Below are 14056 nucleotides of genomic sequence, written 5' to 3' on the forward strand. Positions count from 1 at the left end.
CTCAAACGAAGCCTTCCCCGCACTCACAGGGCCAGGAACCAGGCCGAACTCGCCGCCGAAACCCGCAGGTTCTTCCACCGTCGACAGCGTCAGCCCCACGTCGTCACCGGCTACTTCAAAGCCCCGCACGTCCACTACATCCTCGACGAGTGAACCCAATGAGTTTCTGATCAATAGGGCGCCGAGCCTGGCCTGGTCGCACAAGCCGATCAGCTGCGTCGGCCGCTTGTGAGGCAGCGGCAAGGTGTTGAGCACCAGTGTGCCGGACATGGTGCTGTGCCCGGTGAAGGACACCGGCAGGACCGGTGTGTCCGGGTACCGGGCGAGCACGGCGTCCATGTTGACAGGGCTGCTCAGGCCGCGCGGCTGGGAGCGCCGGACCGTGAATTAGGTCTCCTTAAGCGGCAGTTTGGAAGACCCGCCTAAATCTTCGTCCCGTACCACGGCGCGATGGGCGACCGGCCGAACCGGCCGTCATAGCGACCGCGAATCCTTGGAGGAACACCATGACCACCGTCCTCACCGCAGAGCTGGAGTTCGACCTGGACCTCGACCTGGAGATCGTGGTCCAGGAGTCGCCCGGCATGGAGGCAAAGTCCTACACGGGTACCGGTACCTGCCTCTCCTGCCCGATCACCTCCTGGCACTGCTGATCGGTCCGGAAGCCGACCGGCTGACCGGGCGCCGGGCGGCGCGACCTGTCAGGGGCGCGCCGCCCGGCGTACTCCCGCCACTACCACGCACAGAACGGACCAGGGACGGATACATGACGGACAGCGTGCTCTTCGACGCCGCCGATGTGCTGCTGTTGCGTGCGGCGGTCGGCCCCCTGCCGCCCGTGCCCGACGAATCCGCTGGCCTGTACGGCTGCTTCGCATCCGAGGCCGCACTGCGGGCCGAGGTCGTGCGGCTCTCCGCGGAACCTGCCTTCCTGGCCGCCGTGCGGCTGGCCAGCCCGAGCCTCGCCGACGAAGTTGAGAAGGTTCGGGCGGGTGTTCCGCTCAAGCGCAAACGCCTGACCCGGGCGCTCGTCTCGCTGGCCAAGTACCACCTTCGAACGACGTACCGGCCCACTCCCTTCGGTCATTTCGCGGGCGTGACTCTTGCCGAGGTGGGTCCCACTCCCGAACAGAGGGTGGGCACCGCGCACCGGACACTGAGCCGCCCCGATGCGGCTTGGCTGTACGGCGTCCTCGCCACCGACGTCGTCACCACTCCCGGCCTGCGCGAACGCGCTGCCCTGACTGCTAACCCGCTGCGTACCGTCCGAGATGGCCGTGTAGTCCTCGTCGACCACCATGACCCCACGGGCAAGCGACAGTTGTCGCATTCGGTGCGGCTGACCGGCGTCGTGAAGCAGGTCTTGGAGCGGGCCGCCGCTCCGGTCGCCTGGCCCGACCTCGTTGGGATGCTGATTGACCAGTTCCCACAAGTTCCGGCCGCGACCGTCGAGCGGAGCGTGGAGCAACTGGTGCGCAACGGTTTCTTGCTGAGCGACCTGGTGCCGCCGCCCGACCACACCGCCCCGCTCGACCATGTGCTGGAACGGCTGGCAGGCAACGACTGCTCTGTGACCCGAGCCCTCGCCGCGATCCGTGCTGGGCTGGCCGCCCTGGACACCGCACAGCCTGCCGACCGGCGCAGGGAGCTCGCTGAGGTCACCGCCCGGATGCGGGAACTGTATGAGGCCGACGACGTGATCCAGTCCGATCTGGGGCTCGACGCGTGCCTCGTCCTGCCGACCGAGGTCGCTCTGGAGGCCGCGCGAGCCGCTGCCGCCCTGTGGCGCACGGCGACCGCCCCGCCCGGCATGCCGCATCTGCGCGCCTACCACCTGGCCTTTCTGGAGCGGTACGGCACCGACCGGGGTGTACCACTGCTCGAACTTCTCGACGAGGCACGGGGTCTTGGCCTCCCGGCGAACTACCGAGGGGCCGGTGGCGCTGACGGTTCGCTCGTCGAACCGTCGGCAGCCGACCGGCGCCGCGATCAACTCCTCGGCGAGCTGGTGCTTGGCGCCCTCTCGTACAGAGGCGTTGGCGAGATCGTGCTCGACGAGACGACCCTGGGCGCCCTCACGGCCACGGAAACCGGGATCGAACCGACCGCCGGTTCAGGCGCGCCCGACGCGTCCGACGGCTTCGGCGCCGTCCGTCGGACGCCCGCGTCTCTGGAACAGGGTGCCGAGATCGTCGCCGACAGTTGGGAAGCGCTGTGCGCGGGAGAGTTCCGGCTGGTCCTCGGCGCGAACCCAGGCTCACCCCGAGCCGGGGCCACGTTCTCCCGCTTCGCGCCTGTCCTGGGCGGGGCCAGCGGCCCACTCGGTGCGGTCGTCGCGCGCGCTGAGGAGGCGGCCATGGAGGCGGAGCCCGGGGAGCTGATGGCCACGGTGGCCTACTGTCCCCGGGTGGCCCGCTCCGCGAACGTGGCCACCGTGCCGCAGTGGCTCTCGCACCGGATTCCTCTGGGCGTCCCGCAGGCCGCCCGCGACGATGTCACTGACCTGCGCCCCGAGGAACTCGCCGTCCACGCGGACCTGGACGGGCTGAGGGTCGTACATATACCGACCGGCCGTCTGGTGCGCCCGGTGTCGTATTCGATGCTGAACCCCGGCAGCGGCCATCTTCCTTACGTGGCACGCTTCTTGATCGACCTTGGCTATGAGGGACAGGACTGGTGCACTCCCTGGAACTGGGGGGCTTGGGCCTCGGCGCCCGCCCTGCCCCGGGTCCGTCTGGGCCGTACGGTGCTGTCCCCTGCTCGCTGGCTCCCGGATCGCACGTTGAGGGAGAGCGCTGCGGAGACCGAAGGCGCGTCCCCTGACTGGCACGACGCGGTCGCCGCGTGGCGGCAACGCCTGCACGTACCCCGATACACACGGCTCACCCGGGTGGACAACCGGGTGACGGTCGATCTCGACAACCCGCTCCATCTGCTGGTCCTGCACGACGAGATGAAGCGTCCCCGAGGTCTGGTGATCACCGAGTGGTACGGCGGCCCGGACGGCGCGGGCTGGTTCACCGCCGCAGACGGCCCGCACGCCTGCGAGTTGGTTGTCCCTCTCTTCGCCAGGCGCCAGAAGACCGCCACGGCTAAGCCTCGTACGGTCCCCGCCCGGTCACCCAGGCCTGTGGCCGGGGCCGAGGTACCGGCCCGGACGCTGAGGGCAGCAGCCCTGCCTGGTGGCGAATGGTTGTACGCCAAGCTCTACGTTCCCGACTCCCTTCAACAGCGGGTTCTTGCCAAGCATCTGGGGCGACTCGTCGACTCCGCGGCGGTACGCGCCGCTGGCGCCGACAACTGGTTCTTCTTGCGGTACGCGGACCCCGACTCCCATCTGCGCCTGCGCTTTCACGGCAAGCCGGAGGTCCTGTGGCCGGTGCTGCTGCCTGCCGTACGGGAATGGGCCGAGGAACTGCGGGATGCTGGGTTGACCGACCGGCTGGTGCTCGACACGTACGACCCCGAAATCGAGCGATACGGCGGACCAGCCGCACTCGGCCATGCCGAGCGGGTCTTCCACACCGACAGTGCCGTGGTTCTCGCCCGGCTCGCCCCGTTGGCCGCCGCCCCGCCGTCCGTCACTCAGACGGCGCTCGGGGTCCTCGGTCTCCTTATCGGTCTTGGCAGCCCGCAGGAGATCCTCGGCTGGCTCGACGACACACGGTTCCTCACCCGGCGTTCCGAGGTGGCACGCGCCACGAAGGAGGACGTCGCCGACCGGCTCGACAGGAGGCTGGCGAGCGGTACAGACCCGGCGGAGTCACCGGGCCTCGCCGCCGCCTTGGCCGCGCGTGGAGTGGCGCTGGCCGGGTTGCGGGAGGTCCTTGCCACCGCCCCGGCGGGGGCGGGATCCGGAGACCGGCGCGCCGCGGTCGCGATGAGTCTCGCCCATATGCACTGCAACAGACTCCTGGGGCCCCGGCGCGACGAGGAGATCCTTGCCCACGTGACGGCCCGCGAGGGCCTCGCCCTCCACCTAAACAGGAAGAGGCATGGCCGATGACCCTCGTCCATGATCTGGGGGCAGCGGCACTGGAGACCGCACGCAATGTCGCGGAGCGGCTCCGCGATCCGGCGAGGGTCGCCAGGATCGCGGTGGCCGCGTTCGCCGACGTCCCGGCTGACCTGATGCTGCCCGGCTGGCAGCCGGCGTCCTTGCTCCTCGGCCACCCCGGTGTCGGCCTGCTCCACATGGGCTGTGCATCCGATGACGATCAGTGGTCCGCGGTGGCCCACGCCCACCTCGCCGCAGCCGTCGCCGTGGTCCCGAGCAGGGGGCCGGCGGCCGTGGGCAACCTCGTGCTGCCCTCCCTGCTGGGCGCCGAGAACACCGGGGGTTACATACGCTTGCTCGACCGGAGTACCGGCGTGCTCGCCGACCACACCCGAGCCCGGGTCGCCGCGCTCCGCGCCCGCCGCGCCGCAGGCTTCTCGTACCTGGATTACGACGTCGTCACGGGGCTCACTGGCCAGGGCCGGGTGCTCCTCGCCGTGGCTGGCCGGGGTGACGAACGGGCGGCGGACGCGCTTGCGGGTGTCCTCGCTTTCCTGGTTGAGCTCACCGAGCCGCTGTCGGTCGACGGCGTGAACGTCCCAGGATGGTGGTGTGCGCCGGACTGTTACCCGGTTCCCCGGGACCGGACCACCTACCCGCGCGGTGACTTCAACGTGGGTGCCGCCCACGGCATCTGCGGCCCACTCGCCCTGCTGTCGCTGGCGTACCGGGCAGGCCACCGGGTGCCAGGAACCCTGGCCGCGGTCCGGCGGATCACCGACTGGCTGTTGAGCCACGCTTATGCCGACGAGCGGGGCCACACGTCGTGGCCCGGCCGGGTCGCTTTCGAGGAGGAGACCGGTGCCGCGCGGGTCGCCCCGAGTACGACCGCACGACCAGGGTGGTGCTACGGCATCTCGGGTATCGTCGGCACTCTCCACCTGGCGGGTATGGCGCTCGCCGATGAGTCGACGTCGCGGCTGGCCGTGGTCACTCTCTCGGCTCTTTTGCGTCGGCCGATCGCCGAACTTGGCGGCGAGGACCCGGGTTTCTGCCACGGTCTCGCCGGTGTCTTGCATGCCGGAGTCCGGCTGGCCAGGCAGACGGGTGACGCGGAACTGTGGCGCGGTGCCGACCGCCTGGCAGCGGCACTGACCTCCTTGTACGACGTTGGCTCCGTCTTCGGCTACCGGCAGTTGGTTCGCACGGCCGCCGGGCCGGTCTACCTGGAGAGTCCTGCCCTCATTGACGGCGCGGCCGGCGTGGCCCTGGCCCTCCTCACCTATGCGCAGACCCGTGGCACGGGCCCGCAGGACCCACCGCCTACGGCCTGGGACGCGGTCTTCCTGACCTCATGATCATGACTGGGCGTTGTTCCTGCTGAGTCGTCGCTTCGCGCAGGTCGTCTGGGTCCCGCTGCGCCTGCGCGGACAGTAACGGGCGGACAGGAACAGTACGAGCGTTTCGTCGCCTCCGCCGCCCCGACTCGGCGTTGACCTCCGAGAACCTGTACGCCGTGTGGCACGGGCCTGGTGGTCCGGTCACCGTGGCGCCGCTGTTCGTGCTGGACGACTACTCGTTCCGGCGGCCCGGAGCCACCACCAAGGAGCGTTCTTCTCGCCGTCGCCGAGGTGAACGGCATCGTCTGCACGGATGAGTTCGTCCTCCACTCCAATCCGTATCCGAGCCGCAGGGGGGCGGTGTGAGGCCAGAGCCGCCGTGGGCGGGGGAGCGATTCACGGCCCGTGCACCAGACCTGCCGGCCGTGCTCGTCAGCTGCTATCCGCGCGTCTGCGAACCGATCCGCATCCTGCGGCATTCCGACTTCGAGCAGCGCAGCGGTGCGGTGTGGACCGCGGCACGGCAACATCGGTGATTGTGTCGCCTGTGCCCGTGAGACATCCGGACCTTCGACGCCGAGGGGATCGCCGATCCCATCAGTGGACGGCCGTGTCAGCTCAGGCTGACCCTGCCTCGGTCCGGATTACCCTGACTACGGCTACGTCCCGGTGGACGAGATAGGGGAGGCCCGGAACATCGAGCAACCCCGCTGACGGGCATACCGGAGCATGGAGCTGCTGGGGCTCTGTCAGGTGCGCCTGCACGATGCCGGGCGTCCTGCTCCACGCACCTCGCCAACAAGGGCGTGCCGGATCACCTGTTGGCTCGGTGGGCGGGACACACGAACGTCAAGGCCACGAAGAAGTGGTATGTCGAGCCGGGTGTGGAGGACCTTCGTGGAGCTGTCACAGTGTGGGGTGGACTGCATGGATCCGGAGAGGGACAGACCACGCGGTCGTGAGAGATCGTGAGATATGAGAGCGTGATGCGGATGCCCGAGACGACACTGCAAACCCTGCAATACCGCTGTGACGGGCCGGAAGACGCCCCGGTCGTCGTTCTGGGGCCGTCCCTGGGCACGACGTGGCACATGTGGGATCGTCAGATCGCCGAGCTCTCCCGAGCCTGGAGAATCTTCCGCTTCGACCTGCCCGGCCACGGCGGCGCGCCCGCGCGCCCCGCGTCCTCCGTGGCCGATCTCGCCGACCGGCTGTTGGCCACCCTCGACGGGCTGGGCGTCCAGCGCTTCGGGTACGTGGGGTGTTCCATCGGCGGCGCCGTCGGACTGGACCTCGCGCTGCGGCGGCCGGACCGGGTCGCGTCGCTCGCGCTGGTGGCCGCGTCGCCGCGGTTCGGGACCGCGGACGAGTTCCGGCAGCGCGGGGTGGTGGTGCGGACGAACGGGCTCGACCCCATGGCGCACGCCGCTCCCGAGGCGTGGTTCACCCAGGGCTTCGCCGCGGCCCAGCCCGCCATCGTCGAGTGGGCCGTACAGATGGTGCGCACCACCGACCCGGGGTGCTACATCGCCGCCTGCGAGGCGCTGGCCGCCTTCGACGTACGGTCGGAGCTGGGGCGCATCGGCGTCCCCACCCTGGTCGTGGTGGGCTCCGAGGACAAGGTGACCGGGCCCGCCGAGGCCCGCACCCTGGTCGCCGGGATACGCGACGCGCGGCTGGCGCTGGTGCCGGGGGCGAGCCACCTCGCGCCCGTGGAGCAGCCCGCGGCCGTCACCGACCTGCTGGTGCGGCACTTCTCCACGGTCCCCCAGGACACCCTCTCGGCGATCCCCGTCCAGCAGCAGGCCATGCCGTCGGTGTCGATGCCGGCGATCTCGCCGCCCGTGGCCCCCGTGGCGCAGATCACCGCCGCGCCCCCGCCGCCCGAGCTGCCGGAGCAGGGCCGGCCCGATCCGTACGAGCCGGGGATGAAGGCGCGCCGGGAGGTCCTCGGCGACGCGCACGTCGACCGGGTCGTCGAGGACTCCGACGGCTTCAACGAGCCCTTCCAGGACCTGGTGACCCGCTACGCCTGGGGCGAGGTGTGGACGCGCGAGGGGCTGGACCGGCGCACCCGGAGCGTCGTCACGCTCACGGCGCTGGTCGCGGGCGGCCATCTGGACGACCTCGCGGTCCACACCCGCGCCGCCCTGCGCAACGGCCTCACGCCCGACGAGCTGCGGGAGATCCTGCTGCACGCCGCGGTGTACTGCGGGATCCCAGCAGCGAACGCCGCGTTCTCGGTCGTGCGCACCGTGGTGCAGGAGGAGACGACCCCGCGGACGTAGCAGGATGGGTGCATGAGGCTGACCAAGAAGAAGCACTCCTGCATCCGGCTGGAGAAGGACGGAGCCACCCTCGTCGTCGACCCCGGTGCCTTCAGCGAGGAGGACGCCGCCGTCGGGGCGGACGCCGTGCTGGTCACGCACGAGCACCCCGACCACTACGACGAGGGGCGGCTGCGCGCCGCGCTGGAGGCCGGCGCGGAGGTGTGGACGCTGCGGAGCGTCGCCGCCGAACTCGCCGCGGCGTACCCCGGCCGGGTGCACACCGTGGGCCACGGCGACACCTTCACCGCGGCCGGCTTCGACGTCGAGGTGCACGGCGAACTTCACGCCGTGATCCACCCGGACCTCCCGCGGGTCACCAACGTCGGCTTCCTGGTCGACGACGCCGTCTTCCACCCCGGCGACGCCCTGACCGTGCCCGAGCGCCCGGTGGACACGCTGATGCTGCCGGTGATGGCGCCCTGGAACAAGGTCTCCGAGGTGATCGACTACGTACGGGAGGTCGGGCCGCGGCTGACGATCGACATCCACGACGCCCTGCTCACCGAGCTGGCGCGGCCCATCTACGACCGGCACGTGAGCACCCTGGGGCGGGCCGAGCACCAGCGGCTGGCCCCCGGCGACGTACGGGAGCTGTGAGCGCCCGACCCCCCGGCGACCGGTGACTGTCACACCCCGGCAGTAGGCTTCGTGCCATGCGGATCGCCACGTGGAACGTCAATTCGATCACCGCCCGGCTGCCCCGGCTGCTGGCCTGGTTGCAGAGCAGCGGCACCGACGTGCTGTGCGTGCAGGAGACCAAGTGCACCGCCGAGCAGTTCCCCGCTGACGAGCTGCGCGAGCTGGGCTACGAGTCCGCGGTCCACGCCGACGGCCGGTGGAACGGCGTCGCGCTGATCTCCCGCGTCGGCCTGGCGGACGTGGTGAAGGGGCTGCCCGGCGGCCCGGCGTACGACGGCGCGCAGGAGCCGCGGGCGATCTCCGCCACCTGCGGCGGGGCCCGCCTCTGGTCGGTGTACGTGCCGAACGGCCGGGAGGTCACCCACGACCACTACGCCTACAAGCTGGAGTGGCTGGCCGCGCTGAAGACGGCGGTGGCGGCGGACGCCGCGGGCGCCCTCCCCTTCGCCGTCCTCGGGGACTACAACATCGCGCCCGCCGACGAGGACGTGTGGGACCGCTCCGTCTTCGAGGGCAGCACCCACGTCACCGAGCCGGAGCGGGCCGCGCTCGCCGCGCTGCGCGAGACGGGCCTCACGGACGTCGTCCCGCGCCCCCTGAAGTACGACCACCCGTTCACGTACTGGGACTACCGCCAGCTGGCCTTCCCGAAGAACCGCGGCATGCGCATCGACCTCGTGTACGGGAACGCCCCCTTCGCGGCCTCTGTGAAGGACGGCTACGTGGACCGCGAGGAGCGCAAGGGCAAGGGCGCGTCGGACCACGCGCCGGTGGTGGTGGACCTCGACGTCTGAGCCCGGCGCCCGGGGCGGCGGCGCGAGCGGTCGCCGTCGCAGTTCGGGTCCGCAGGATCTTCACCGCTCCCGGGGATCCTTGACGCGCGTCCTTGTGGTCCGTGCGCCGGGGAAGATGCGAGGCTGACTGGTATGAACATCCCTTTCCTGGACAACTGGCTCAAGCGGCACGGCCCCGAGCGGAAGGACGCCCTCGCGGCGGCCGTGGACGATCCCGAGCGCGCCGCGGCCATCGCGGAGTTGTTCGCCGAGTGCGAGCTGCTGCGGGTCCGGGTGGAGCGCATGGGGCTCGAACTGGACGACAGCCCCGCCTCCTTGTCCGCCCTGGACCAACTCCCGCCGCGCTGGCGGGACGACCAGGAGGAGCTGCCCTGGTTCGGCAACGACGCGGGGCTCTATCTCGGTACGGTGATCGTACGGACGATCGACGGTGCGTCCTGGCACCTGTGGCCCGGCGGCCACCCGGTGGTGCGGCTCGCCTCCGGCCGGGAGATCGGCGTGGTCGAGGCCGGGCTCGACTGGGCCCTGTACGGCGCCCCCGAGCTCTCCCGGGTGTACGCGGAAGCGGCCGAAGCCTGAGCCCGTACGGCTCCGTGCCCGTACCGAACGCCCGTACCGAGTGTCCGTGCCGAACGCCCGTGCCCAACGCCCGTGCCCGTTCCGTGCCCAGATGAGCTGATCTATCAGCCAATAAATACGGCTTATGCCCCTTTTGTGCGTGTCGTGCGCTAAGTCCCCTATGGGGGCGGATAGTTTGCGCTGACCTCGTCACAGCGACAAGTGGGTGGGCAGCGTATGGCCGTCGTCGATCCGTTGATCGAACTGCGGGATGTGAACAAGCACTACGGGCAGTTGCACGTCCTGCGGGACATCAACCTCTCCGTCGGCCGCGGGGAGGTGGTCGTCGTCATCGGCCCCTCCGGGTCCGGCAAGTCGACCCTGTGCCGGACGATGAACAGACTGGAGGCCATCGAGTCCGGCAGCATCACGATCGACGGGGAGCCGCTGCCGGAGGAGGGCAAGGGACTCGCCCGGCTCCGCGCCGACGTCGGCATGGTCTTCCAGTCCTTCAACCTCTTCGCGCACCGCACGGTGCTCGCCAACGTCTCCCTCGCCCCCGTGAAGGTCCGCGGCCGGAAGAAGGACGACGCCGACCGGCGCTCCCGCGAACTCCTCGACCGCGTCGGACTCGCCTCCCAGGCGGAGAAGTACCCCGCCCAGCTCTCCGGCGGCCAGCAGCAGCGCGTGGCCATTGCCCGCGCCCTCGCCATGGAGCCCAAGGTCATGCTCTTCGACGAGCCGACCTCGGCGCTCGACCCGGAGATGATCAACGAGGTGCTGGAGGTCATGCAGCAGCTCGCCCGGGACGGCATGACGATGGTCGTGGTCACCCACGAGATGGGGTTCGCCCGTTCCGCGGCCAACCGCGTGGTCTTCATGGCGGACGGCCGCATCGTCGAGGACCGCGCCCCCGAGGACTTCTTCACCCACCCGGAGAGCGACCGCGCCAAGGACTTCCTCTCCAAGATCCTCAAGCACTGACGGGGGGACACCATGCCGCGCACCCGACGCGCCCTCGTAGCGCTCGCACTCCTGCTCACCGCCGTCCTCGCCGCCGCGTGCGGCAAGGAGGGCAGCCCGCCCGTCAAGGGACCGCAACCCGACGAGCTGCCCGTCTACCCGGTCAACACCGACTTCCAACTGCCCGAGTCCCCGACCTGGCGCAAGGCCAAGAGCCGGGGCCACCTCGTCGTCGGGGCCAAGGAGGACCAGCCCTACCTCGGTGAGAAGGACCCCGCGACCGGCGTGTACTCGGGCTTCGACATCGAGATCGCCAAGATGGTGGCCGCCTACCTCGGCTTCGGCCGCGACGAGGTCCGCTTCCGCACCATCGCCTCCGCGAACCGCGAGACCGCGCTCCAGAACGGCCAGATCGACTACTACGTCGGCACCTACACCATCAACGACATGCGCAAGAAGCTCGTCGGCTTCGCGGGCCCGTACTACATGGCGGGGCAGTCCCTGCTGGTGCGGGCCGACGAGCACGACATCAACGGCCCCGACGACCTCGACGGCAAGCGCGTCTGCTCGGCCACCGGCTCCACGCCCTACCAGCGCATCCAGAGCGACTACCCCAAGGCGATCCTCGTCGGCTACGACACCTACTCCATCTGCGTCGACAACCTCCTGACCTACCAGGTCGACGCCGTCACCACCGACAACGCCATCCTCATCGGCTACGCGGCCAAGGCGCCCGACGAACTGAAGATCGCCGGCAAGCCGTTCTCCCAGGAGCCGTACGGCATCGGCGTCCCCCGCTCCGACAACGCTCTGCGCTTCGCCATCGACGACGCGCTGGCCGCCGGCGAGAAGAACGGCTACTGGAAGCAGGCGTACGACGCCACCCTCGGGCTCTCCGGCGTACCGGCGCCACAGCCGCCCCCCATCGACCGCTATCCGGCGAGCTGAGGAGGAGCCACCGCGCATGGACGTACTGACCGACAACATCTCCCTCTACTGGCAGGGCTTCCTCGGCACCGTCGAGCTCACCTTCTACTCGTCGGTGCTCGCCCTCGCCCTCGGCTTCCTGATGGCCTCCTTCCGGGTCGCCCCCGTCGGCTCGCTGCGCGCCTTCGGCACGGTCTGGGTGACCGTGCTGCGCAACACCCCGCTCACCCTGCTCTTCTTCGCGGTCGTCCTCGGCCTGCCGCGGTTCGGGATCGTGCTGCCCTTCGAGGTGTTCGCCGTGCTCGCCCTCGGCTGCTACACCTCCGCCTTCATCTGCGAGGCGCTGCGCTCCGGCATCAACACCGTGCACAAGGGGCAGGGCGAGGCGGCACGCAGCCTCGGCATGACCTTCGGACAGACCCTGAGCACGGTGATCCTGCCCCAGGCGTTCCGCCGGGTGATCCCGCCCGTCGGCTCCACCCTGATCGCGCTCGCCAAGAACTCCGCGATCGCCGGCGCCTTCAGCGTCACCGAACTGCTCAGCACCTACAAGACGCTCAGCGAGCTGGGCTACAACATCATCTGGACCTTCGTCTGGATCGCCGTCGGCTACCTCATCATCACCCTGACCATCAGTGCGCTGTTCAACGTGCTGGAGAAGCGCTACGGAGTCGCCGGATGACCGATTCCACCGCCCTGTACGACATCCCCGGGCCGCGGGGCCGGCGGCGGCACCGGATCTACGGAATCGTGTCGACCCTCGCCATCCTCGCCCTGCTGGGCTGGATCCTGTACCTCCTCTTCGACACCGGACAGTTCACCGCGGAGAAGTGGACCCCGTTCGAGTACAAGGGGATCCAGGAACTGCTGCTCCAGGGGCTCGGGAACACCCTGAAGGCGTTCGCGTACGCGGCCGTGCTCTCCCTGCTGCTCGGCGGGCTCCTCGCCACCGGCCGGCTCTCCGAGCACAAGCCGGTGCGCTGGCTCTCCACCCTGCTGGTGGAGTTCTTCCGGGCCATGCCGGTACTGGTGATGATCTTCTTCATCTTCGTGGCGCTGAAGGTGCAGCCGCTGCCCGCGCTGGTCGCCGGGCTGACGCTCTACAACGGCTCGGTCCTCGCCGAGGTCTTCCGCACCGGCGTGAACTCGGTGGACCGCGGGCAGCGGGAGGCGGCGTACGCGCTCGGCATGCGCAAGACGCAGGTCATGTCGTACGTGCTGGTGCCGCAGGCGGTCCGGGCCATGCTGCCGGCCATCATCAGCCAGCTGGTGGTCGCGCTGAAGGACACCTCACTCGGCTATCTGATCACCTATGAGGAGTTCCTGCACGCGGGCAAGTTGATCGCTTCCAACCTCGACTACGACCTGCCGTTCATCCCGGTCGTGATGGTGATCTCGCCGATCTACATCGGGATGTGCATGCTGCTGTCCTGGTTCGCCAACTGGGTGGCCAAACGGCAGCGCAGGAACCCGAAGACGGAGGCGGTGGACGTGGCGCCCGCGGAGCCGGGGACGCTGCTGCCCGGCGCTCCGACCGCCCCCGACCGGCCCTGAGCCCTGCGCCTCCCCAGCCCCCGGCGGGGCCCCGGCGGCAGCCGGTGATCACTTCCCGTACGACCGGACCGTTCCCGAAGGCGGCCGGGTCGACGACGGGAAGAAGGTCAGTTGCCGCGGACCGCCGAGGCCGAGCGGGTCCCCGCCGCCGCAACGACGCGGCGGGGGCCGGCCTCCCGCCCTCAGCCACTGCCGTCCGCCGCCGCGACCGGCGCGGTCCTCGCGGCCGTGGTGACGTCGGCGACCAACTCGACCACGTCGGGCCCGTACGCGTCCGAGTTGACGACCCGCAGCAGCAGGCAGAAGGAGTCCTTGCCGTGCGCGCGGGCCAACTCGCCGTGATGACGGGCGAGATAGCGGGCCGCGGCCTGGTTGTTGATCGACCGCTGACCGCACAGCAGGAACACGGGCCGCTCCTGCCCGTGGGGAGTGACCCGGGCCAGCAGCGCGTACTCCTCGGTGCCCCGGTCCGCGCCGTAGACCTGCGAACCGATCCGATACGCGTTGAGGTGGGGACCCACGCCTTCCGTGTCGATCCGCACCCCCGGCAGCAGGATGCGCAGATGCGCTTCCACCCGGCGATTCGACACGGGCCCACCCACGCAGAACTCCGTCTGCTCACCCACCCCCTGATGGGCTCCGTCGTGCCAGACGACCTGCATCTGCGCGCCGCAGTCCTTGATCAGCCCGGAGAGCTCCAGCAGGGCGAAGACGTCGAAACGGCGCACACCGCCGTCTTGCCCCGCCTGCCGGTTGACGACCAGCAGGGCCTGCGAGTTGGCCGGGAGGCCGAAGAAGTCCTGCATGCGGGCCAGCCGGCGGCGCCAGCGGGCGGTGCGGGCCAGCCAACCCAAGGTGCCGCTGATCCCGGCGGCGACGAGCCCCAACACGATGTTGCGTATGTCGTCGTTCATGTGTGCGGATGCTATCCGTCGCGGGCGGCGCCCCTGACGG

The 14056-nt window shown here is 70.1% G+C and carries 14 protein-coding genes; 12 read left to right on the top strand and 2 right to left on the bottom strand.

What is annotated here, in order from left to right; translation table 11 throughout:
* On the bottom strand, positions 1-339 hold a 339-nt coding region (locus AB0E05_RS02140; RefSeq protein WP_361957288.1), incomplete at its 3' end, for a hypothetical protein.
* Positions 340-506: 167 nt separating this feature from the next.
* On the opposite strand from AB0E05_RS02140, the gene AB0E05_RS02145 reads away from it, so the two are divergent.
* From AB0E05_RS02145 to AB0E05_RS02200, 12 genes are all read left to right on the top strand, one after another.
* Entirely contained in the window at positions 507-653 is a 147-nt protein-coding gene (locus AB0E05_RS02145; protein WP_361957291.1) for a hypothetical protein, read from the top strand.
* A gap of 113 nt (positions 654-766) precedes the next feature.
* Positions 767-4006, top strand: coding sequence for a lantibiotic dehydratase (locus AB0E05_RS02150; protein WP_361957294.1), 3240 nt, complete (start codon positions 767-769; stop codon positions 4004-4006).
* Positions 4003-5355: a lanthionine synthetase C family protein gene (locus AB0E05_RS02155; RefSeq protein ID WP_361957297.1), complete on the top strand. Its 1353-nt coding sequence runs from the start codon at positions 4003-4005 to the stop codon at positions 5353-5355. Before AB0E05_RS02150 ends, AB0E05_RS02155 begins: the two co-directional genes overlap by 4 nt.
* Before the next feature lie 788 nt (positions 5356-6143).
* On the top strand, positions 6144-6299 hold the full coding sequence (locus AB0E05_RS02160) for a hypothetical protein (protein ID WP_361957300.1): 156 nt from the start codon (positions 6144-6146) through the stop codon (positions 6297-6299).
* Positions 6300-6329: 30 nt separating this feature from the next.
* The gene (locus AB0E05_RS02165; RefSeq protein WP_361957303.1) at positions 6330-7625 is read left to right on the top strand and encodes an alpha/beta fold hydrolase; all 1296 of its coding nucleotides are present in this window, start codon (positions 6330-6332) and stop codon (positions 7623-7625) included.
* Positions 7626-7637: 12 nt separating this feature from the next.
* Positions 7638-8264 carry an MBL fold metallo-hydrolase gene (locus AB0E05_RS02170; protein ID WP_361957306.1) on the top strand — a complete coding sequence of 209 codons (627 nt, stop codon included), beginning with the start codon at positions 7638-7640 and terminating at the stop codon, positions 8262-8264.
* A gap of 56 nt (positions 8265-8320) precedes the next feature.
* Positions 8321-9100 carry an exodeoxyribonuclease III gene (locus tag AB0E05_RS02175; protein WP_361957309.1) on the top strand — a complete coding sequence of 260 codons (780 nt, stop codon included), beginning with the start codon at positions 8321-8323 and terminating at the stop codon, positions 9098-9100.
* Between the two features lie 132 nt (positions 9101-9232).
* On the top strand, positions 9233-9679 hold the full coding sequence (locus AB0E05_RS02180) for a DUF6278 family protein (RefSeq protein WP_361957312.1): 447 nt from the start codon (positions 9233-9235) through the stop codon (positions 9677-9679).
* 216 nt (positions 9680-9895) lie between these two features.
* Positions 9896-10642, top strand: a complete 747-nt coding sequence (locus tag AB0E05_RS02185) for an amino acid ABC transporter ATP-binding protein (protein ID WP_361957316.1) — start codon at positions 9896-9898, stop codon at positions 10640-10642.
* A gap of 12 nt (positions 10643-10654) precedes the next feature.
* Positions 10655-11569, top strand: coding sequence for a glutamate ABC transporter substrate-binding protein (locus AB0E05_RS02190; RefSeq protein ID WP_361957319.1), 915 nt, complete (start codon positions 10655-10657; stop codon positions 11567-11569).
* Between the two features lie 16 nt (positions 11570-11585).
* Positions 11586-12230 carry an amino acid ABC transporter permease gene (locus tag AB0E05_RS02195; RefSeq protein ID WP_361957322.1) on the top strand — a complete coding sequence of 215 codons (645 nt, stop codon included), beginning with the start codon at positions 11586-11588 and terminating at the stop codon, positions 12228-12230.
* Positions 12227-13102, top strand: a complete 876-nt coding sequence (locus AB0E05_RS02200; protein WP_361957325.1) for an amino acid ABC transporter permease — start codon at positions 12227-12229, stop codon at positions 13100-13102. Before AB0E05_RS02195 ends, AB0E05_RS02200 begins: the two co-directional genes overlap by 4 nt.
* Before the next feature lie 182 nt (positions 13103-13284).
* Here AB0E05_RS02200 and AB0E05_RS02205 read toward each other — a convergent pair whose 3' ends face one another.
* Entirely contained in the window at positions 13285-14016 is a 732-nt protein-coding gene (locus tag AB0E05_RS02205; RefSeq protein WP_361957328.1) for a hypothetical protein, read from the bottom strand.
* Positions 14017-14056: the final 40 nt, after the last annotated feature.

The organism is Streptomyces sp. NPDC048057, assembly GCF_040653095.1.
Taxonomy (GTDB): domain Bacteria; phylum Actinomycetota; class Actinomycetes; order Streptomycetales; family Streptomycetaceae; genus Streptomyces.